At 64.6% G+C, this 18,944-nt stretch carries 21 protein-coding genes; 12 read left to right on the top strand and 9 right to left on the bottom strand.

Translation table 11 applies throughout. The annotated features are described in order from the left end of the window. Positions 1-9: 9 nt before the first annotated feature. Positions 10-657, top strand: a complete 648-nt coding sequence (locus tag IEW98_RS09565; protein WP_188762731.1) for an HAD-IA family hydrolase — start codon at positions 10-12, stop codon at positions 655-657. Between the two features lie 273 nt (positions 658-930). Here the strand turns inward: IEW98_RS09565 and IEW98_RS16160 are convergent, their stop codons facing one another. After that, on the bottom strand, positions 931-1,755 hold the full coding sequence (locus IEW98_RS16160) for a sialate O-acetylesterase (protein WP_207792546.1): 825 nt from the start codon (positions 1,753-1,755) through the stop codon (positions 931-933). 33 nt (positions 1,756-1,788) lie between these two features. On the opposite strand from IEW98_RS16160, the gene IEW98_RS09555 reads away from it, so the two are divergent. The 5 genes from IEW98_RS09555 to IEW98_RS09535 all read left to right on the top strand — a co-directional run bounded on the left by IEW98_RS09555 (position 1,789) and on the right by IEW98_RS09535 (position 7,024). Then, positions 1,789-2,886 (top strand): glycoside hydrolase family 9 protein, encoded by a 1,098-nt coding sequence (locus IEW98_RS09555; RefSeq protein ID WP_207792545.1) that lies wholly within the window; start codon positions 1,789-1,791, stop codon positions 2,884-2,886. After that, positions 2,883-3,971, top strand: coding sequence for a LacI family DNA-binding transcriptional regulator (locus IEW98_RS09550; RefSeq protein WP_188762728.1), 1,089 nt, complete (start codon positions 2,883-2,885; stop codon positions 3,969-3,971). The genes IEW98_RS09555 and IEW98_RS09550 overlap by 4 nt, the downstream gene beginning before the upstream one ends. 339 nt (positions 3,972-4,310) lie before the next feature. After that, entirely contained in the window at positions 4,311-4,652 is a 342-nt protein-coding gene (locus IEW98_RS16420; RefSeq protein WP_243450671.1) for a hypothetical protein, read from the top strand. A gap of 19 nt (positions 4,653-4,671) precedes the next feature. Next, positions 4,672-5,682: an efflux RND transporter permease subunit gene (locus IEW98_RS09540; protein WP_243450670.1), complete on the top strand. Its 1,011-nt coding sequence runs from the start codon at positions 4,672-4,674 to the stop codon at positions 5,680-5,682. Between the two features lie 4 nt (positions 5,683-5,686). Continuing rightward, a complete protein-coding gene (locus tag IEW98_RS09535) occupies positions 5,687-7,024 on the top strand; it encodes an MFS transporter (protein WP_188762727.1) in 1,338 nt (445 codons plus the stop codon). 51 nt (positions 7,025-7,075) lie between these two features. Here IEW98_RS09535 and IEW98_RS09530 read toward each other — a convergent pair whose 3' ends face one another. The 7 genes from IEW98_RS09530 to IEW98_RS09500 all read right to left on the bottom strand — a co-directional run bounded on the left by IEW98_RS09530 (position 7,076) and on the right by IEW98_RS09500 (position 12,433). Further along, on the bottom strand, positions 7,076-7,504 hold the full coding sequence (locus IEW98_RS09530) for a DUF411 domain-containing protein (protein ID WP_188762726.1): 429 nt from the start codon (positions 7,502-7,504) through the stop codon (positions 7,076-7,078). A gap of 27 nt (positions 7,505-7,531) precedes the next feature. Further along, complete coding sequence (locus tag IEW98_RS09525) at positions 7,532-8,263, bottom strand: PepSY domain-containing protein (protein WP_188762725.1); 732 nt, start codon at positions 8,261-8,263, stop codon at positions 7,532-7,534. Between the two features lie 10 nt (positions 8,264-8,273). After that, complete coding sequence (locus IEW98_RS09520) at positions 8,274-9,263, bottom strand: copper resistance protein B (RefSeq protein WP_188762724.1); 990 nt, start codon at positions 9,261-9,263, stop codon at positions 8,274-8,276. Next, positions 9,260-11,041, bottom strand: a complete 1,782-nt coding sequence (locus tag IEW98_RS09515; protein ID WP_188762723.1) for a copper resistance system multicopper oxidase — start codon at positions 11,039-11,041, stop codon at positions 9,260-9,262. Before IEW98_RS09515 ends, IEW98_RS09520 begins: the two co-directional genes overlap by 4 nt. 104 nt (positions 11,042-11,145) lie before the next feature. After that, on the bottom strand, positions 11,146-11,697 hold the full coding sequence (locus tag IEW98_RS09510; RefSeq protein WP_371870769.1) for an RNA polymerase sigma factor: 552 nt from the start codon (positions 11,695-11,697) through the stop codon (positions 11,146-11,148). Positions 11,698-11,717: 20 nt separating this feature from the next. Then, positions 11,718-12,158 carry a periplasmic heavy metal sensor gene (locus tag IEW98_RS09505; protein WP_188762722.1) on the bottom strand — a complete coding sequence of 147 codons (441 nt, stop codon included), beginning with the start codon at positions 12,156-12,158 and terminating at the stop codon, positions 11,718-11,720. Next, on the bottom strand, positions 12,155-12,433 hold the full coding sequence (locus IEW98_RS09500) for a hypothetical protein (RefSeq protein WP_188762721.1): 279 nt from the start codon (positions 12,431-12,433) through the stop codon (positions 12,155-12,157). The genes IEW98_RS09505 and IEW98_RS09500 overlap by 4 nt, the downstream gene beginning before the upstream one ends. 122 nt (positions 12,434-12,555) lie before the next feature. On the opposite strand from IEW98_RS09500, the gene copC reads away from it, so the two are divergent. The 3 genes from copC to IEW98_RS09485 all read left to right on the top strand — a co-directional run bounded on the left by copC (position 12,556) and on the right by IEW98_RS09485 (position 14,447). Beyond that, positions 12,556-12,945 (top strand): copper homeostasis periplasmic binding protein CopC, encoded by a 390-nt coding sequence (copC, locus tag IEW98_RS09495; RefSeq protein ID WP_188762720.1) that lies wholly within the window; start codon positions 12,556-12,558, stop codon positions 12,943-12,945. Between the two features lies 1 nt (position 12,946). After that, positions 12,947-13,849 (top strand): copper homeostasis membrane protein CopD, encoded by a 903-nt coding sequence (gene copD, locus IEW98_RS09490; RefSeq protein ID WP_188762719.1) that lies wholly within the window; start codon positions 12,947-12,949, stop codon positions 13,847-13,849. Positions 13,850-14,027: 178 nt separating this feature from the next. Beyond that, complete coding sequence (locus tag IEW98_RS09485) at positions 14,028-14,447, top strand: DUF305 domain-containing protein (RefSeq protein WP_279380365.1); 420 nt, start codon at positions 14,028-14,030, stop codon at positions 14,445-14,447. Between the two features lie 101 nt (positions 14,448-14,548). Here the strand turns inward: IEW98_RS09485 and cueR are convergent, their stop codons facing one another. Next, positions 14,549-14,944 (bottom strand): Cu(I)-responsive transcriptional regulator, encoded by a 396-nt coding sequence (gene cueR / locus IEW98_RS09480; RefSeq protein ID WP_188762718.1) that lies wholly within the window; start codon positions 14,942-14,944, stop codon positions 14,549-14,551. 75 nt (positions 14,945-15,019) lie between these two features. Here cueR and IEW98_RS09475 point away from each other — a divergent pair, with 75 nt between their 5' ends. Genes IEW98_RS09475 through IEW98_RS09470 form a run of 3 tightly spaced genes read left to right on the top strand, consistent with a single transcriptional unit; the run spans position 15,020 to position 18,788 of the window. Next, positions 15,020-17,398: a heavy metal translocating P-type ATPase gene (locus IEW98_RS09475; protein ID WP_188762717.1), complete on the top strand. Its 2,379-nt coding sequence runs from the start codon at positions 15,020-15,022 to the stop codon at positions 17,396-17,398. Between the two features lie 5 nt (positions 17,399-17,403). Further along, complete coding sequence (locus IEW98_RS16760; RefSeq protein WP_279380364.1) at positions 17,404-17,529, top strand: hypothetical protein; 126 nt, start codon at positions 17,404-17,406, stop codon at positions 17,527-17,529. 59 nt (positions 17,530-17,588) lie between these two features. After that, positions 17,589-18,788 (top strand): HesA/MoeB/ThiF family protein, encoded by a 1,200-nt coding sequence (locus tag IEW98_RS09470; RefSeq protein ID WP_207792543.1) that lies wholly within the window; start codon positions 17,589-17,591, stop codon positions 18,786-18,788. The last annotated feature ends 156 nt before the right edge of the window (positions 18,789-18,944 follow it).

The following is an 18,944-nucleotide window of genomic DNA, read 5'->3' as shown; positions in this document are numbered from 1 at the left end:
GGTGTCCGCATGACCGCTTTCAAGGCGATTCTGTGGGATTTCGGCGGCGTTATCACGACCTCGCCGTTCGATGCCTTCAATCGTTATGAGGCGACTCGCGGCCTGCCCATTGGGCTGATCCGCCGCATCAATTCGATCGATCCCGACACCAACGCCTGGGCGCGCCTCGAACGCAGCGAGCTCGACGCCGAAGGTTTCGACGAAGCCTTTGCCGCCGAGGCCAGCGCGCTCGGTTTCGACCTGCGCGGCGGCGAGGTATTGCCCCTGCTGTCGGGTGATGTCCGCCCGCGCATGGTCGCGGCGCTCGCTGCCTGCCGCGCGGCGGGATACGCGCTCGGCTGCATCACCAACAACGCCCGTGTCGGCCACGGCAGCGGCATGGCCGGGTCCGAGGCGCAGTCGGTGCAGATCACCGAGATCCTGGCGCGTTTCGACCATGTCATCGAAAGCTCCAAGGCCGGCCTACGCAAGCCCGATCCGCGCATCTACCAGCTGATGTGCGACACGATCGGCATCGCCGCGAACGACTGTGTCTATCTCGATGATCTGGGCATCAACTGCAAACCGGCGGCAGCGCTCGGCATGACGGCGATCAAGGTAACCGGCGAAGACCAGGCGCTCGCCGAGCTTGGGACGTTGCTCTCGCTCGACCTGTAGGACGGTGCGGGACGCAGTCTGCTGCGAACTGGTCTCCAAATCGTGCTTGAACGGGCCCGTTCCGAGGAACGGCGCCGTCAGTGCCATCGTATAGCCGAGCCGCGCGAGCCCGGTATCGACCAGCGCCTGCGCCGAGGCGAGAACCTTGGTCTCGTCCACATCGCGGTTGAAGGCGTGCCGCGAATTCCAGCCCATCCGCGGCACGGGCGCGTGGCCTTTCTGGTTCGCACTCCATTCGTTGGTGAGGGTCGGCTGGTCGGCGGCGGAGCACCATCACCGTGCGGCACCGGCCGTCGGCGAAACCGCGATCTCGAACGTGCCGACGGGCAGGCGGGCGTCGTCCGCGAGGTTGGTCGCGGGCGCGTCGGACCAGGCATAGCGAACACGCGTTACCGGCCGTCCGTCGCCGGCAAGGACGATCTCGCTCCCCGCGACCTGCGCCGCCGAGTAGCGGCACGCTTCCGGCGCGGGGCCACACATTTCGAAGCCGATCGCCGTCGCCGAACCCTGCGCGTGCAGGGCGCCGTCGACGCCGCTGAAGCGCAGGGTGACGCCACCGTCCGGACGGAGCGTGGCGGTGGCGATCGCCGGGCCGGCGGGGGGCACTGCCGCGCCGTAAACACGCGCGCGCATGACGCGGGCAAGCCGTTCGCCCACTTCGTGCTTTTGCGCCGGATGGATGTCGCGCGGATCACCGAGATCCAGGCTGACGGCCATGCCACCGCGCGGGTCGGCGGCGGTGACGCGGCGCTGCGCATCGCGGACGGTCGCCCAACCGCTTTCCACAGGTGCGGTCGCGGGTGCACCATAATTGGCGAGCTGGACGACGCCGAACGCCGCGTCGGGACTGCCGAGCCGTCGCCGCCAGTCGGCAACCATTGCCGTCAGCCGCCGGTCGTAACCGGGAAGGCCAGTGTCCGATTCGCCCTGATACCAGGCGATGCCGGCAACGGGCGTCCGCCCGAGCGGGGCGATCATCGCGTTGAACAGCGTGCCCGCGCCGTTGATGTCGTCCCATGCCACGCGCGGCGGGCGCGCAAACTGGTCGAGATCCGCGATCCCGACGGCAAGAACGATGCGATCCAGCAGATCGAGCATGGGCTGCTCAGTGTTCTGGGCGGCTATCGCTCGATGGGGCGGCTGTACCGCGGCGTCATCACGCCCTCGCTGCGGCAATATGTGTTGCTGGGCGACACGGTGAACGTGACCGACAATGTGCCCGGTCGCGGCGGCGAGGAGTTAGGCGTCGATGCGAACGGCGCGCTCGTCACCGCCGACGACCGCTGGGTGTTCACCGAGGACAACCCCGACCGCGAGCTGGAAACGGCGGCGGGGCTGGCGGCGGCGGCGCGTGTGCTGCGGGCGAGCAATGCTGCGCTCGCCGCCGAGGCACTTGCGGCCGCGCGCGACCTGACGGCGAAAGCGACAGGGCGCGGCAAGACGCTGGCGCCGCGGGTTTTCGCGCTCGCGGAGCTGCTCGAGACCACGGGCGAGCGCAGCTATGCCGATCAGCTCGCCGCACTCGAACCCGCGATCCTCGCCGACGTCGAGAAATCGGGCTGGCTCCTGCATTCGGTGCAGCGCCGGCTCCCGGCCGGGTTCCGCGACCGGCTGGCGCAGGCGGTCGCGACCCATCAGGCCAAGATCGCCAGCGATGCGCTCACCGATTCGCCCTACGGCGTGCCGTACAAGCCGGAAATCTGGGGCGCCGGCTGGCAGACCCAGGAACGCGGCGTGCGGCAGTATTTCTTCCACAAGGGCTGGCCGAGGGTGACGAGCACCGACAGCTACATCAACGCGCTGAACTTCGTGCTGGGGGTGCATCCGGGGGAAAATACGTCCAGCTTCGTATCGGGGGTCGGCGCGCGTTCGGCGACCACCGCCTACGGCCTGAACCGCGCGGACTGGAGCTATATTCCGGGCGGCGTCATCTCGGGCACCAACCTGATCCGGCCCGACCTGCCTGAACTCAAGGTCTGGCCCTATTTCTGGCAGCAGACCGAATATGTGATGGGCGGCGGCGCGACCAATTACATGTTCCTCGCGCTGGCCGCCGACCGATTATACAGGCGCCCCCCAAATAAGGGCTGCGCCCGGTCGTCTTCTCCAGGCTGGCCAAAAAATGGCCGCTCCTGCCTTTTAGCGGGAGCGGCGCCGGGGGGTGGGACGATCCTCGGACGCGGCGGCGTTGCGCCGGTGGTAAAATTATGGAAGCGGGTTGTCGCATGAAACATAGGCCTGCCCGAGGATGGCGCACCGCGCCCACGATCAGCGACGTCGCGGCCAGTGCGGGCGTGTCCCCCATGACCGTCTCGCGCGTCATCAACGGCCATACCAACGTGCGTGCGGCGACGCGCGATGCGGTAAATCTGGCGATCGCCGCGCTCAATTACGCACCCAACCCCGCCGCGCGCAGCCTGGCGGGGGCGGGGCGGGCGCGGATCGGGTTGTTGTACAGCAATCCCAGCGCGGGCTTTCTTTCGGAGTTACTCGTCGGCAGTCTGGACGGGGCGAGCCGCAGCGACGTCCAGATCATCATCGAGAAATGCGAACTGGGCGATCACGAGATGGAAGTGACGCAACGGCTGATCGATGGCGGCATCGACGGCGTCGTGCTGCCGTCGCCATTGTGCGAATCGGACGCGATCATCGAACTGCTTGTGGCGGCCGGGGTGCCGACGGTGGCGGTGGCGACGAGCCGCTCGCTGGACAAGATTCTGACGATCCGCATCGACGACCGCGATGCGGCGCTGACCATGATGCGCCATGTGATGGCGCTCGGCCACCGGCGGATCGGGTTCATCTCGGGCAACCCCAACGTTACCGCCAGCGCGGACCGGCTGGAGGGCTACCGCGCGGCGCTGGCCGAGGCCGGGGTCGCCCCCGACGAAACGCTGATCGCGCAGGGCCTGTACACCTATCGATCGGGGCTGGATGCGGCCGAGCAATTGCTCGGGCTGGCCGATCCACCGTCGGCGATCTTCGCGTCGAACGACGACATGGCGGCGGCGACCGTCGCGGTGGCGCACCGGCGCGGCATGGACGTGCCGGGCGACCTTACGGTGTGCGGCTTCGACGATACGACCTTGTCGACCGCGATCTGGCCTGAATTGACCACCATCCACCAGCCGATCGCCGACATGGCGCGCGGCGCGATCGAACTGCTGGTATCGCAGATCCGGCGATCGAAGGACGCGGAGCCGATCAATCCGCATCGCCTGTTCGATTTCACGCTGATCCGTCGGCAGTCGGACGCCGCGCCGCGGCAACGGCCGCGCGCCAGTCGCCCCGCGCCGGAGCGCCAGCGATCGTGAGGGCGCCACCGCGGCGTAAGCCGCCAGCGACCAAAGGTTCAGCCCTTCATGGCCTCTAGGTCGATGCCCCTGGTTTCGACGGTAAACCGAAGTAGCGATCAGCGCGCACGCCTCGGAGAAGCTGTAGACCGATACCTGCGGCCATGATCGGCCCCAACGGCCCTACCCTTCTGAACGTTAGCGCTAACACCAGAGCCATCGAGGCGCAGCACGCGGCGCGAACCGCGTGCCTGACAAGTGCGGATCAGGACGCAAGGCGATCGAGTGTTGACACGTGCAGCGCCGAGCGGTCTGGTACCGCTACAACGAGCGCGTATCACGACGCCGTGGGAGGGGTCTATGTCGTCTTATCTGGTAATGCGGAACGTGCTGGTCGTCACCTTGCTGGCCGCCGGGGTGCCCAGTGCGGGACAGAGTGACCTGTCGCCTGTCGCGAACCCGGCGAATTGGCCGAGGGTTACATCGAAGCTGCAGCGCGATCCCGCGATCGAGCGCCGCATCGCCGCGCTGCTGGCGCGCATGTCGATCGAGGACAAGGTCGGGCAGATGCTGCAAGTGGATATCGCCAGCATCACGCCGAAGGATGTCGAGACCTACAAGGTCGGCTCGGTCCTGAACGGTGGAAATTCGGCTCCGAAACGACGAGCGCGCGCCTGCCGCCGAATGGCTGAAGCTGGCTGACGCATTCTATGATGCGTCGATGAAGCGCTCGGACGGACGGCCCGCGGTTCCGGTGATCTGGGGGACCGACGCGGTCCACGGCGCCAACAATATCGTGGGCGGTACGCTGTTCCCGCACAATATCGGGCTTGGCGCGATGCGCGATCCGGCGCTCGTCCGCCGCATTGGTCAGGCAACTGCGGCCGAAACCGCCGCGACCGGCATCGACTGGAGTTTCGCGCCCACGTTGGCGGTCGTCCAGGATGACCGCTGGGGCCGCACCTACGAAAGCTATTCCGAGGAGCCGCCGCTGGCCGAGCTTGCCAAGATCGAGCGAACTGTCGCTCCCAATCAGATCAGCCGCGAAGACGGTAAGCGCCGCGCCGTCGTCACCACCAACGTCCGGAATCGCGACCTTGGTTCGTTCATCAGCGAATTGCGCACCACCGTCGAACGCGATGTCAAGCTGCCGGCCGGCTATTGGGTTGAATATGGCGGCACCTTTGAACAGCTACAATCGGCCGCGACGCGCCTGCAGATCGTCGTGCCGCTCGCGCTGCTGCTGATCTTCACCCTGTTGTTCATGCTGTTCGGCTCGGTCCGCGACGCGGCTGTGGTGTTTTCGGGCGTACCGCTGGCGCTGACCGGCGGGGTGTTTGCGCTGCTGCTGCGCGGCATCCCGCTGTCGATTTCGGCGGGCGTCGGCTTCATCGCTCTGTCGGGGATTGCCGTGCTCAACGGCGTCGTCATGCTCAGCTTCATCCGCCAGCTCCGGGACGACGGCATGGGGCTCGATGATGCTATTCAGGAAGGCGCGCTGACCCGGCTGCGCCCGGTGCTGATGACCGCGCTGGTGGCGAGCCTTGGCTTCGTGCCTATGGCGTTCAATGTCGGCGCCGGATCCGAGGTGCAGCGTCCGCTTGCCACGGTTGTCATCGGCGGTGTGATCTCCTCGACCATCCTGACGCTGTTCGTGCTGCCGGCGCTCTATCGCCTCGTCAATCGGGCGCCCAGACGTTCGCCAGCCACCACGAAAATGGCGGGAGCATAGTGCAATGCTGAGTGTTCTCGCCAACCGCACTTACCGCCATCTGCTGGCGGCCCAAGTGGTTGCGCTGATCGGCACCGGGCTCGCCACTGTCGCGCTTGGCCTGCTTGCCTTTGACCTTGCCGGCGCCAACGCCGGCGCGGTCCTCGGCACAGCGCTGGCCATCAAGATGGTCGCCTATATCGGCGTTGCGCCGGTGGTTGGTGCCTTTGCCGACCGGCTGCCGCGCCGAGCCTTTCTCGTAGCGATGGACCTCACCCGCACCGCCGTGGCGCTCCTGCTGCCATTCGTCGATCAGATCTGGCAGATCTACGTCCTCATCTTCGTGCTGCAGTCGGCATCGGCGGCGTTCACGCCGTCCTTCCAGGCGACCATCCCCGACGTGCTGCCTGACGAAAAGGATTACACCAATGCCTTGTCGCTATCGCGGCTCGCCTATGACCTCGAAAACCTGCTCAGTCCGATGCTGGCGGCAGCGCTGCTGACCGTCATCAGCTTTCACTGGCTGTTCTCGGGGACGTCGGTCGGCTTCGTCATTTCGGCGCTGCTGGTTGTCTCGGTGACGCTGCCGCGCGCCGTCCCGGCTCCCCGCACCGGCGGCATCTATGCCCGCACCACGCGCGGCATGCGCATCTACCTCGCCACACCGCGTTTGCGCGGCCTCCTCGCGGTCACCCTGGCTGCGGCCGCGGCGAGCGCGATGGTCATCGTAAACACCGTCGTCATCGTGCGCGGACAACTCGGGTTGTCCGCCACCGATGTCGCTTTTGCCTTGGCCGCCTATGGCGGTGGGTCGATCCTCGCAGCACTGTCGCTGCCGCGCATCCTCAAGAGATTCGGCGATCGTCCCGTGATGATCGCCGCTGCGGCCGCTCTGGCGGTCCTTCTGGCTGGGCTCGGCATGGTGACGCAACTGGTTGGCGATGCTGCACGCTATTGGCCGATCTTGCTCATTGGCTGGTTCGCGATGGGTTCCGCCTATTCGGCTGCCGTGACGCCGTCGGGGCTGCTGCTGCGTCGCTCCGCCGATGCCGCCGACCGGCCTGCGGTTTTTGCGGCACAGTTCGCACTCAGCCATGCCTGCTGGCTGGTCGCCTATCCGCTGGCGGGATGGCTCGGCGCCGGCAGCGGCATGATGGCGGCCTTTATCGCCATGGCCGCGCTGGCGGCACTCGGCACCTTGGTCGCCCTTGTCTGCTGGCCACGCCAAGATCCCGAGATCGTGCCGCATGAGCATGATCTGCCGCCCGGACATCCACATCTCAGCGACGGCGGAGCAGACGGCAACCGCATCCATGCCCACGCTTATCGTATCGACGACCTGCACCAGGTCTGGCCGACCTGACTGCCGGTGCCATGGCGAACTCAGTGCCTCGGCTTGCCGGTTGAACGCCGCTTAGCGTCGCGCGAAGACCGAGGTCTTCGCAGGGCCGAAGGCGATAACCGCATATTTATCGGAACCGCGGCCCGGCACTTCCATCCCGAGCGAGCCGATCGGCATGCCAGGAACAGCAAGCCCTGTGACACCTGCCGGCCGCGTCGCCAGCACACGCTTCATGTCTGCGATCGGCACATGGCCTTCAAAGGCAATGCCGTCGATCAGGGCGGTGTGGCACGACGCCAGCGCCGGCTGCATGCCGAAGCGCTTGTGAAGGCCGGCGCGATCGGGTTGGTCGACGATCTTCACGGATTGCCCGAAGGCCTTAGCGACCTGCGCTGCCCAGGCTTCGCAGCAGCCGCAGCCCGGATCGCGGTGCATGACGATGTCACCTGCCGCCATCGCAGGTGCGGCCACAAGTGCAAGGGCGAGCAGATATTTGCGCATGGTGAACAACCTTTCCAGTTCAGGGCATCATGACATTGTGGAGCGACGGCGGAACAGCCCCCGCTTGATAGGCCAGCGAATGACTAGCAGCACCGTTCCCGCCAGCCCCAATACCAGCCCGCCGACAGCAAATGCCAGCAACCACCAGGTGTTGAAATTGTCGCGCTCCGTCCAGTTCATGATGTGCAGACCCCAGAAGAAATCGAACAGCCGCCAGTTGGCGGTGCGGACTGCCGCGATCTGTCCGGTGTCGACGGCGACGAAGACGCTGGTGTGATCGGGATCGGGGAAGGCCACACGCCAGGCCGGCAACGGGCCGCGATATTCCGGGCTGGCGGTGGTGACCTTGCTCGTTGTCGGCGCTGCGACCTTGGCGCCGATCCAGGCCTTTTGCGCGATGGCAGCGGCGAGACTTGCATCGACAGCGGGCAAAGGCGTGCCGCTGGCAGCATCATAAAGCTCTATGCTTCCACCGCGACTGACTTCCGCCACCGCGTGGCCGTGCAGCATGCGCAGCGTCACACGTTCGGCGCCCTCCCCGCGCAGATAAATTGCCGGATCAGCCAGTGCCGTCCCGTCCGGAATCATCTCGACGGTCTTGCGGTCGACAAGATGATCGCCATGGATTTCGTCGATCGGCCAGAAACTCATCAGCGCGCCACTGGCGAACCAGATCAGCAACTGCGCACCGATGATCAGCGCCAGCCATTTGTGCAGCCGGCTTGCGCCAAGGTGAAGGCGGTGGCGTCGTGAACTCATGCCCTGCGTCCTAAAACCAGAACCGGATACCGGCAACATAGTTGACTGCGCTTGGCTGGTCGCCGGCGGCACGCGCCAGGCGCGCCGTCTCGCCGATCTTGCCGGCCCATTCGACCCCGACATAGGGCGCAAACTCACGGGCGAGTTCATAACGCAGCCGCAGCCCGACTTCGATGTCGCTCAACCCGGCACCGACGCCGATCTCGGCAATGTCCTGCGCCGCAAGGTTGATTTCGCCGCGCGGCTGCAGGATCAGCCGCTGGGTGATGCGCTGATCATAAAATCCTTCCAGCCGGCCAAGCACTTCGCCCTTGTTCGAGAGGAACAGCGCACCGCTGGCCTTGAACCAATAGGGCGCCAGCCCTTCGATGCCGAGCGTTGCATAGGTCCTCTGCGGTTCCGGCCGAATGTCATGGCGCACCCCCGCCTGAAGGTTCCACCACGGGCCGATGGCACGCGAATACAGCGCCTGCACCTCCGCTGCGTCCAGCGGCCCCCGCAGGTCGCCCTCGCCTTCGGTCTTGACGACGAAGCGGTTGATGTCGCTGCCGAACCAGCCTTCGCCTTCCCAGCGATAGCCATCACTGCCCTTGCGGGCCTGATATTCGGCAAGGTTGAACAGGATCATCGTGCCGGTAAAGCCGCCATGTTCACGGCGCAGTGCGGCGCGTGACGGCGCAACGGCTGCGGCGCCCCAGACGGCGTCAGCAGCGTGATCGGTCGGGGGCGACGGGGCGGGCGCGGTGCCGATGACCTCGACGGTCGCCGGCGCGGCCATGTTGTGCCCGGCGTGCGGGTCGTCGGCCGGCTTTGCCACACTCATGTCATGGCCGGCGTGCGGATCGGGCGCGGCAGGCATCGTGTGCCCGGCACGGGGATCGGCGGCGACGGGGGCTGTCGCCATCGGCATGGTGTGGCCCGCGTGCGGATCAACGGCGATTTGCGCCTGTCCGGCGACAGCCTGCAGAGCCAGCAGCAACGCGGTAGCGGTGCGGATCATGCCGCTTCCTCGTCATGGCGCACCGTGACAACGCGGAACATGCCGGCATGCATGTGCAGCATCATGTGGCAGTGGAACGCCCAGTCGCCGAGCGCATCGGCGGTCAGGTCGAACGACACCTTGCCGCCGGGCAGGACGTTGACGGTATGCTTGACCGGACGGTTGCCCTTTTCGCCGGTTACCACCTCGAAGAAGTGGCCATGAAGATGGATTGGGTGAGGCATCATCGTGTCGTTGACCAAGTTGACGCGAACGCGCTCGTTGTGGCGGAACGCCAGCGGCTCGGCCCCCTCGCTGAACTTCACCCCGTCGAACGACCACATATAGCGTTCCATATTGGCGGTCAGGTGGATGTCGATCTCGCGCGATGGCGTGCGGGTGTCGGGGTTGGGCGCCAGCGAACGCAGCTGGCTATAGGTCAGCACCCGGTGCGGTTCGTTCTCGAGGCCGGTCGGTCGCTCGGCGGTGCGATCCATCGGCATCGAGGACAGCATCGCCACCCCTGGGCCCATCTTCACCTGCGGGGCCACCGACGGATCGAGCATCTTCATCGACTCCATGTCGTGGCTCATGCCCGGCATCGCGCCATGATCCATGCCGGGCATCTTGCTGTGGTCCATGCCGGGCATCTTGCTGTGGTCCATGCCCGCCATTGTGCCGCCGCTCATGTCCATGTCGCCCATGCCCATGTCCTTCATGGTCAACAGCGGGCGCTTGCGAAGCGGCGGCACATCGGCAACCATGCCCATCCGCGGCGCCAGCGTGGCGCGCACCAGCCCAGACCGGTCGATGCCTTCGGCGATGAAGCCATAGGCACGGTCCTCGCCTGGCTGGACGATGACGTCATAGGTTTCGGCAACGCCGATCTGGAACTCGTCGGTTTCCACCGGCTGCACATTGTTGCCGTCGGCGGCGACGACGGTCATCGCCAGCCCGGGGATCCGCACGTTGAAGTTGGTCATCGCCGAGGCGTTCACGATGCGCAGCCGCACCTTTTCGCCGGGCACGAACAACCCGATCCAGTTTTCCGCCGGGCCATGGCCGTTGACGAGATAGGTGTAGATCGCTCCCGTCGCGTCGGAAATGTCGGTCGGGTCCATGCGCATCTGGCCCCACATTCGCCGCTCGGCAGCGGACTGGTCCTTGCCGGCGAGCAGCCCGGCCAGCGTCTGCTTCTGGAAATTGAAATTGCCGCCGTTCTGCTTCAGCCGCGTGTAGATCTTGTGGGGGTGCATGAAGCTCCAGTCGCTGAGCACCAGCACATGTTCGCGGTCGGACGTCACCGGGTCGGTGCCGGCCGGATCGATGACGATCGACCCGAAATGCCCCATCGCCTCCTGCAGGCCCGAATGGCTGTGATACCAATAGGTGCCGGCCTGGCGGATCGGGAAGTCATAGACGAAGGTCTCGCCGGGCTTGATGCCCGGAAAGCTGATCCCCGGCACGCCATCATATTGAAACGGCAGTAACAGGCCGTGCCAGTGGATCGACGTGTCCTCGGACAGCGTGTTGGTCACCGACAAGCGGACGTTCTGGCCTTCCTTCAGCCTGATCAGCGGCCCGGGAACAGTGCCGTTGATCGCGATTGCATGGCCGGTGCGGCCGCCAACACTGTGCATCGCGTGGCCGATGCTGAGCTTGATGTCTTCGCCCGACAACACATCGCCGCCCGTCGCCAGGCCGCCACTTCCGCTTCGCGCCCAACCGGGCACGGCGATGGCGCCTGCGGCAAACGAGGCGGCGTGCAGAAAGCCGCGGCGAGAAGTCGGCAAAATCATGTCTGTCCCTGGAAATTCATCGAAGCGCGACGGGTTCGCATGGAGATACGCACGGTTTTGAATCGCCCCTCAAGGTCCGCCTGCGGCATTATCGCTTCTTCGCTCTAACCGGTCAGCGCCTTGCGGGCTCGATAGATCCGGACTTCAACAGCCTTCTCGCTGATCCCGAGCACTGTGGCAGCTTCCGCCTGCGAGAGACCGTCCACCGCGGTCAGGATGAGAGGCTCCTTGAGGTTCGCCGGCAGCGCCGCGATCGCCTTCGTCGCGCGCGCCAGCGCGCGGGCATCATCGATCGCTGCTTCGCCCGTAACCGCCGTGTCGACAATCTCGCTTGCAGCGTCCAACGGCAACGCAAAACGAAACAGGCGCCGGACGGCACGCCGGCGCCCACAGTCGCGGCACTTGTTCAGCGCAATGCGATTGATCCAGTGGCGAAACGGGCGACTGCCGTCATAGCGTTCGATCGATGCAAAGGCTGCGACGAAGGTCTCCTGCACAACATCGAGGGCCTCATCCGCATCGCCAACATGGCTGCGAACAAGACGGAAGACCGGCTCGCGGTATCGCTGCATCAACTCGCCATACGCCGCCTGGCGACCTGTGAGCGCCAGCGCCGCGAGCTCGCCATCGGTGCAGCCAGTGAGCGGCATCGTCACCGCAGGGGCGTCCGGGCGCGTCACTCCCCCGGTTCTGTCAGCGCCTTGACCGCCGCCTCGTCGAACGTTCGCGCCTGATCGGGGCGCAAGACACCGCGCAGCCGGAAAACATGTTGCAGCGTCTCCTTCTGGAGCTCGCCCATCACCACGTGCGAACGATCTACCGCTGCCTGCACCCCGGGCCCATAGCCATGCTCCGCTGTGATCGCTTCGGCCAGGCGCGCGTTGTCGGATCGCATTTGCTGTTCGAGGGCGCGCTTCCTGACCGCAAACTGCTGTTCGAGCCCCTCGATCTGCGCCCTCTGGGCGGCGTCGAGCGCGAGCTTGTCGTGCAGGATAGCGTGAAGTTCGGTCTCGGGCGGATCAAGGCGCGTCACGAGCGCGCGGCCGACAAACACACCACCCAGCGCTGCGATGAAGGCCACCAGCGCGACGACCGCGAACCGCCGGAAATTGTTCATCCGATATTCGCAAGCAGCGTCGAAGGCGCAAGATTGGCTCCTGCTGCAAATGGCGAGGTTTGCGCTGCCTCAGCCGAACCGCCCGGCAAGATCGCGGCACCAATGCCGATCCCCAGCGCGAGAATCGCGGCCAGGCCAAGCGCCGGTCCGGCCGTCACGGCCGAAGCGCTGCGTTCCGCATCGATCTGCATCAGCACATCGCTCTCAAGCGACTCCAAGCTTATCGGAACCGGCATGGTCCGTAGCTGCTGCAACGCCCGGTCAAGGTCGTCCATGAAAGGTTCCTTCTCAAATCCAACCGACATTACGCACGCGCCTCGCCCACCCCTCAACAAGACTCCTTGAGGGGCACGGTGACGGGCTGCGTATACCTCCCCAGTCCACCGAGGAGCCATCAATGACGTTCAATTTTCGCGCTGTTTTCGCTGCTGCCCTGATTGCTACGCTCGGCACCGGCACCGCTGCACTCGCCCATACCAAGCTCGTGTCATCGACCCCGGCTGCAAATGCCACTGTCGACAAGCCGGGCAAGATCGTGCTCGTTTTCAACGAAAAGCTGATGGCCAAGTTTGCGGGCGCAGAGCTGACAATGACCGGTATGCCCGGCATGACCGATCATCAGCCGATGAAAGTGACCGGTTTCACCACGGCACTGGGCGCCGATGGCAAGACGCTGACGCTGCTGATGAAGCGTGCGCTGCCTAGCGGCAGCTACGAATTGAAGTGGTTTGCCGCCGGCGCAGATGCCCATCGAATGGAAGGCAGCTTTCCGTTCACCGTGAAATAGCATGCTCGCGATTACCATCAGGTTTGCACTTTATGCCAACCTGATGGTGCTGTTCGGGTGGCCGCTGTTCGCGCTTTACGGCACCCGAGACAAAGCCAGGGGACTATCGCCGCGCTCGTTGGCTTCACTGATCCTGCTCGCAGTGTTCCTGTCAGTTGCTGGGATGCTTGCGATGACGGCGTCGATGTCCGGGGTTGCGATCATCGACGTCGATCGCGGCTCGACCAAGGCCATGGTGTTCGAGACCCCCATGGGGGTGGCGTGGCAGGTGCGAATGGCGGCGTTGGCAGCAATCGCGGTGCTGGCCTTCGTGCGAAATCCCGCTGCTAGGGTTGCACAAGTCGCTGTTGCCGGCGCGGCGTTGGCGTCGCTGGCCTGGACGGGGCATGGCGCCGCCGGCGAGGCGACGAAGGGGTTGGTCAAACTCGTCGCCGATATCGTCCACCTTCTTGCCGCGGGAGCTTGGATCGGCGCGCTCGTAGCGCTGGGCTTGATGGTGGCGCGCAATGCCTCGCGGCTGAAATCGGCCGACTTCATTTCAATGCACTGCACACTTGACGGCTTTTCGAAAGCGGGGACGGTGTTCGTTGCCCTGCTGATTGTCACCGGTTCGGTCAACACCTGGATCCTCGTGGGTCCCGCGGGTATCGGTCTGATCGGCAGTGATCAGTACGTCCAGTTACTTGCACTCAAACTGGCGCTATTTGCGGCGATGGTGGGGCTGGCGGCGATAAATCGCTTCAGACTTACCCCGGCGTTCTCACGCGATCTGGACGCTGGAGTTGTGCCGCTGGAAGCGCATAGGGCGCTACGCCGCTCGATTGCTATCGAAGCCGGACTTGCTGCTTCGGTGCTGGCAATCGTCGCTTGGCTGGGAACACTGGTGCCGCCAGCATCGTTGTAGACTGTGTGCCTGACCCGTTTTGGTCTAAGGGCTGATCGCGCCGCTTGCGTATCACCTGTTAGCAGACACACGGAAAGGTGCTCTCATGCATAAATATCTGACGCTCGCAGCCTTACTCGTCGCGATGCCTGTTGCTGCCCAAACGCCCCCACCCGTTGATCACAGCAAGATGCAGGGCATGAACCACGACAACATGGCCGGCATGAAGCATGACGCGCCGGCCAAGCCGGGAGAACCCATGCCGCCGATGGACCATAGCAAGATGCAGGGCATGGACCACGGCAAGATGGCCGGCATGGATCATTCCAAGATGGGCGGAATGGGCGAGATGATGAGAAACACGCCGGCCAACCCCTACGCCGAGGTCGGCATGGCGATGCACCACAAGATGATGGTCGTTGGCACCGACGCATCTGAAACTTGGATCCGCCAGATGATCGAGCATCATCGCGGTGCGATTGCGATGTCGAAGATCGCCGTTACCCAGGCTGCCGACAAGGAAGTTCGCTCGATGGCGCAGAAGGTCGTCACGATGCAGGAGAAGGAAGTCGCAAGCCTCCAGTCGTGGCTGAAGCGGAACGGCAAGAAGGCGCAGTAATGGCCATGGCACATCGGGCTCGCAGACACGGGCCCGATGCCGCCGCAGCCGGCCGCTTGATGACGGAGGCGCTTGCAAGCCCGACGCGACCATCGGACAGCTTACCCGACGTTCCCGGCGAGTTCCTCGATGATCGGACAGTCCGGACGATCGTCGCCGCTACATGTCGCAACAAGGTGCTCCAGCGAACGCCGCATCGCATGCAACGCCCTTTCGCGGTTCCGCAGGTCGGCAATTCTGGCCGTCGCCAGCGCTTTGACGTCGGCGCTTGCACGCGTCTGGTCGCTCCAGAGCGCCAGCAACTCGCCAATTTCATCGATCGGAAAGCCAAGGTCACGAGCCCGGGCGATGAACCGCAATCGATGCACGTCATTGGTCGAATAATCCCGGTACTGCGAATCCGTTCGCAGCGCCTTTGGCGTCAGCCCGATCTTTTCATAGTGGCGCACCATCCGCGGGCTGAGACCCGCCGCGGCTGCTGCCTCTCCGATGTTCATCAGATACCTCTTGACCTTGACACGATGTCAACCCCGACATTGCGCCGCGACGCTTGAATTACAAGGACGCAGGCCATGGCCGATCACCAGCACACGCACTCCATCGAACCCGATGCCAAGTCCCATGCAGGCAGCGGCAGCGACAATGGGAATGCCCCCGGGACAACCGTGAAAGACCCGGTCTGCGGCATGTCTGTCGACCCGCATACCGCCGCGCATCGCGCTGACCACGACGGCCATCCCTATTATTTCTGCTCGGCCGGATGCCGCACGAAGTTCGTCGCCGACCCGGCCAAATATCTGACCCCCGCCGAATTGCAGTCACACGAGCCGGTGCCTGAAGGCACGATCTACACCTGCCCGATGCACCCCCAAATCCGGCAAGTTGGGCCAGGTGCATGTCCCATCTGCGGCATGGCACTCGAGCCGGCAGTAATTACCGCCGAGACGCCGCCAAATCCGGAGCTCGCAGATTTCACCCGCCGCTTCTGGATCGGTCTCGCGCTGACGATCCCGGTGTTCATCCTCGAGATGGGCGGACATCTGTTCGACATCGGCCATCTCATCGCGCCGCAGATTTCGAACTGGATCCAATTGCTGCTCGCAACACCCGTGGTCCTTTGGGCTGGCTGGCCATTCTTCGAGCGCGGGTGGCGGTCCATCGTCAACCGCAGTCTCAACATGTTCACGCTGGTTGCCATGGGGACAGGTGTCGCCTGGGCATACAGCGTCGTCGCTACGGTTGCCCCAGATGTGTTCCCGCCAGCGTTCCGCCGCATGGACGGCGCGGTCGCGGTTTATTTTGAAGCCGCCGCTATCATTGTCGTCCTAGTTTTGCTCGGCCAGCTCCTCGAACTTCGCGCCCGCGAAGCGACCGGCGGCGCCATTCGCGCGCTTCTCGACCTTGCACCCAAGACGGCGCGGCGCCTGAAGCCCGACGGCTCCGACGAGGAAGTCTCGCTCGGCCTTGTTGTTGCTGGCGACGCCTTGCGCGTTCGCCCGGGAGAAGCCGTGCCCGTCGATGGCACGGTCACCGACGGACACTCGACGATCGATGAATCGATGGTCACCGGCGAATCCATGCCTGTGACCAAGAGCGTCGGCGATACCGTTATTGCCGGCACCATCAACCAGACCGGCGCCCTCGCCATGCGCGCCGACAAGGTCGGCAGCGACACGATGCTGGCGCGGATCGTCCAGATGGTCGCCGATGCCCAGCGCAGCCGCGCGCCAATCCAACGGCTTGCTGACCAGGTCGCCGGTTGGTTCGTCCCGGCCGTGATCGCGGTTGCTGTGCTGGCCTTCATCGTGTGGGCGACTTTTGGTCCCGAGCCGCGCTTCACCTTCGGCTTCGTTGCCGCCGTCACCGTGCTCATCATCGCTTGCCCATGCGCACTCGGCCTCGCCACACCGATGTCGATCATGGTCGGCGTTGGCCGCGGTGCCGCTGCCGGCGTTCTCGTCAAAAACGCGGAAGCGCTCGAGCGCATGGAAAAAGTCGATACGCTGCTGGTCGACAAGACCGGCACACTCACCGAAGGCAAACCCAAGGTCGTCGCCATCGAGCCGTTCAGCGGCATCACCGAAACGGAAGTGCTGCGCTTTGCTGCCGCTGTCGAACGGCCCAGTCAGCACCCGCTTGCGGCTGCGATCGTCTCTGAAGCCGCCGCCCGCGAACTTGCAGTCGAAACTGCAACCGAGTTCGATGCGCCGACCGGCAAGGGTGTCATTGGCACGGTCGCTGGCCGCCGTGTCGCTATTGGCAACCCAGCGTATCTTTCCGAACTCGGTGTCGATACCGGCGCTCTGAGCGAAGCCGCCGACCGCCATCGCCGCGAAGGCGCGACTGCCATCCTTGTCGCTGTCGATGGCAAGGCCGCCGGCGTGATCGCCATCGCCGATCCAGTGAAACAGTCCACGCCGAGCGCCCTGGCGGCACTCAAGGCCGAGGGCATTCGCGTCATCATGGTCACCGGCGACAATCGCGTCACGGCCGAGGCCGTTGCGCGGCGCCTTGGGCTCCATGAGGTCGAGGCCGACGTGCTCCCTGATGCCAAAAGCGCGGTGGTTGCCAGGCTCAAGGCCGAAGGGCGTGTCGTCGCCATGGCCGGCGATGGCGTCAACGACGCCCCTGCCCTCGCCGCCGCGGATGTCGGCATCGCGATGGGCACTGGCACCGATGTTGCCATCGAGAGCGCTGGCGTGACACTGGTCAAGGGCGACCTCAACGGCATCGTTCGTGCGCGCCGCCTCAGTCACGCAACCATGCGCAACATCCGCCAGAACCTGTTTCTTGCCTTCGTCTACAACGCCATCGGCGTTCCGGTCGCTGCCGGCGTCCTCTATCCCTCGTTCGGCCTGTTGCTCTCGCCGGCGATCGCTGCCGCGGCCATGGCGCTGTCGTCGATATCGGTCGTCGGCAACGCGCTACGCCTCAGAAGCGCCGAGCTGTGAAAGCGATGGTCGACCATCCCACGTTCAACGTCGCGATCTTCGCGCTGTTGCTCAGCCTGCCGTGGGAGTTCGGCCAGCGGTCGCCTTCTTACTGTGCGGAAGGCGGGAGGGGAATCGCCGAGAGCGACTAACGGTCCGGGAGATTCACGAGATCCCCTACGATCTTTGCCTCAAGCGCACAGCAACACGCGTGACATGGTCCCCCGACTACATCGACGGGATCCTCGAGCGTGCTGCCTCTGAAAGGCTATCGGTCATCAAGGTCCACAGCCACCCGAATGGATATGGTGCTTTTTCGAGCGCCGACGATGAGAGCGATGGCAAATTACTACCCATGATCCGGGGATGGGTCGAAGGGGAACTTACACACGGGAGTGTGGTGATGCTTCCCGATGGCCAGATGTTCGGCAGGGTTATGCGAAACGGAGAGTTCGCACCCATCGACTGCATCAGCGTCGCAGGCGACGACCTGCAGTTCTGGTACGCAGATGCTGGGTCGCTTGAGATGCCAAGCTTCGTCGCCTCCCACGCCCAGGCATTCGACGAAGGCACTATCGAGCGCTTGCAGCGCCTGTCGGTCGCGGTGATCGGTGCCTCAGGCACCGGCGCCCCAACAATCGAGCAGCTCATTCGCCTTGGCGTGGGCGAGATACTCAGCGTCGATGACGACGTGATGGAGGAGCGCAATGTCAATCGGATCGTCAATTCGACCATGGCGGATGCAGAGGCGAAACGCCCCAAGGTCGACGTTGCGGCGGATGCTGCGAAGCGCATTGGCCTCGGCACTCGGCTGATCGCAATCAAAAAGAATCTCTGGCATCCCGATGTGGTTCGGGCGGTGGCTCAGTGCGACGTGGTGTTTGGTTGCATGGACACAATCGACGGCCGTTTCCTTCTTAACGCCATCTCGACCTTCTACAACATTCCGTACTTCGACATCGGCATCAGGCTTGTCGCCGACAAAGGACTAATCCGGGAGGTATGCGGCACGGTCAATTATATCCGGCCAGGCCGATCAAGCCTTATGAGCAGAGGCCTCTTCACGATGGCGCAAGTCGCCGCGGCCGGACTGGCTCGAAACGACCCAGCGGCCCATGAGCGGCAGGTCAAGGAGGGCTATATCCATGGCTTTCAAGGGCGCCGCCCGGCCGTGATTAGCGTCAACATGTTCGGCTCATCGCTCGCTGTGAATGAATTCCTTGCCCGTCTTCATCCTTACCGCGAGGAACCCAACCAAAATCATGCTGCGGTGACGTTTAGCCTCGCCAGCATGGAGATCATTAGCGATGCCGAGGAAGGCGTTTGCCTAGCGTTGGCGAAGTCGGTCGGCATGGGCGATGTTCGGCCCTTGTTACGAATGATGGAGCTGGCCGAAAAGCCTGCCGCATGAGCCGCGTTATACAATTCATACAGAACCTGGGGCGCAAAGTCCGCGGATGGTTTGAGGTGGTCCCGTCTGTTTGGACAGTTTGGCGGCGAAGTTAAGCTAATCCCGGGTTTCGATCATGCCGCCAGTAGGAGTGTTTCCGATGGCGGGGCTAGCCCC

Source organism: Sandarakinorhabdus glacialis, assembly GCF_014643455.1.
GTDB lineage: Bacteria > Pseudomonadota > Alphaproteobacteria > Sphingomonadales > Sphingomonadaceae > Sandarakinorhabdus > Sandarakinorhabdus glacialis.
The sequence above is the reverse complement of the archived record's forward strand: the minus strand, read 5'-3'. Positions and strand labels throughout refer to the sequence as shown.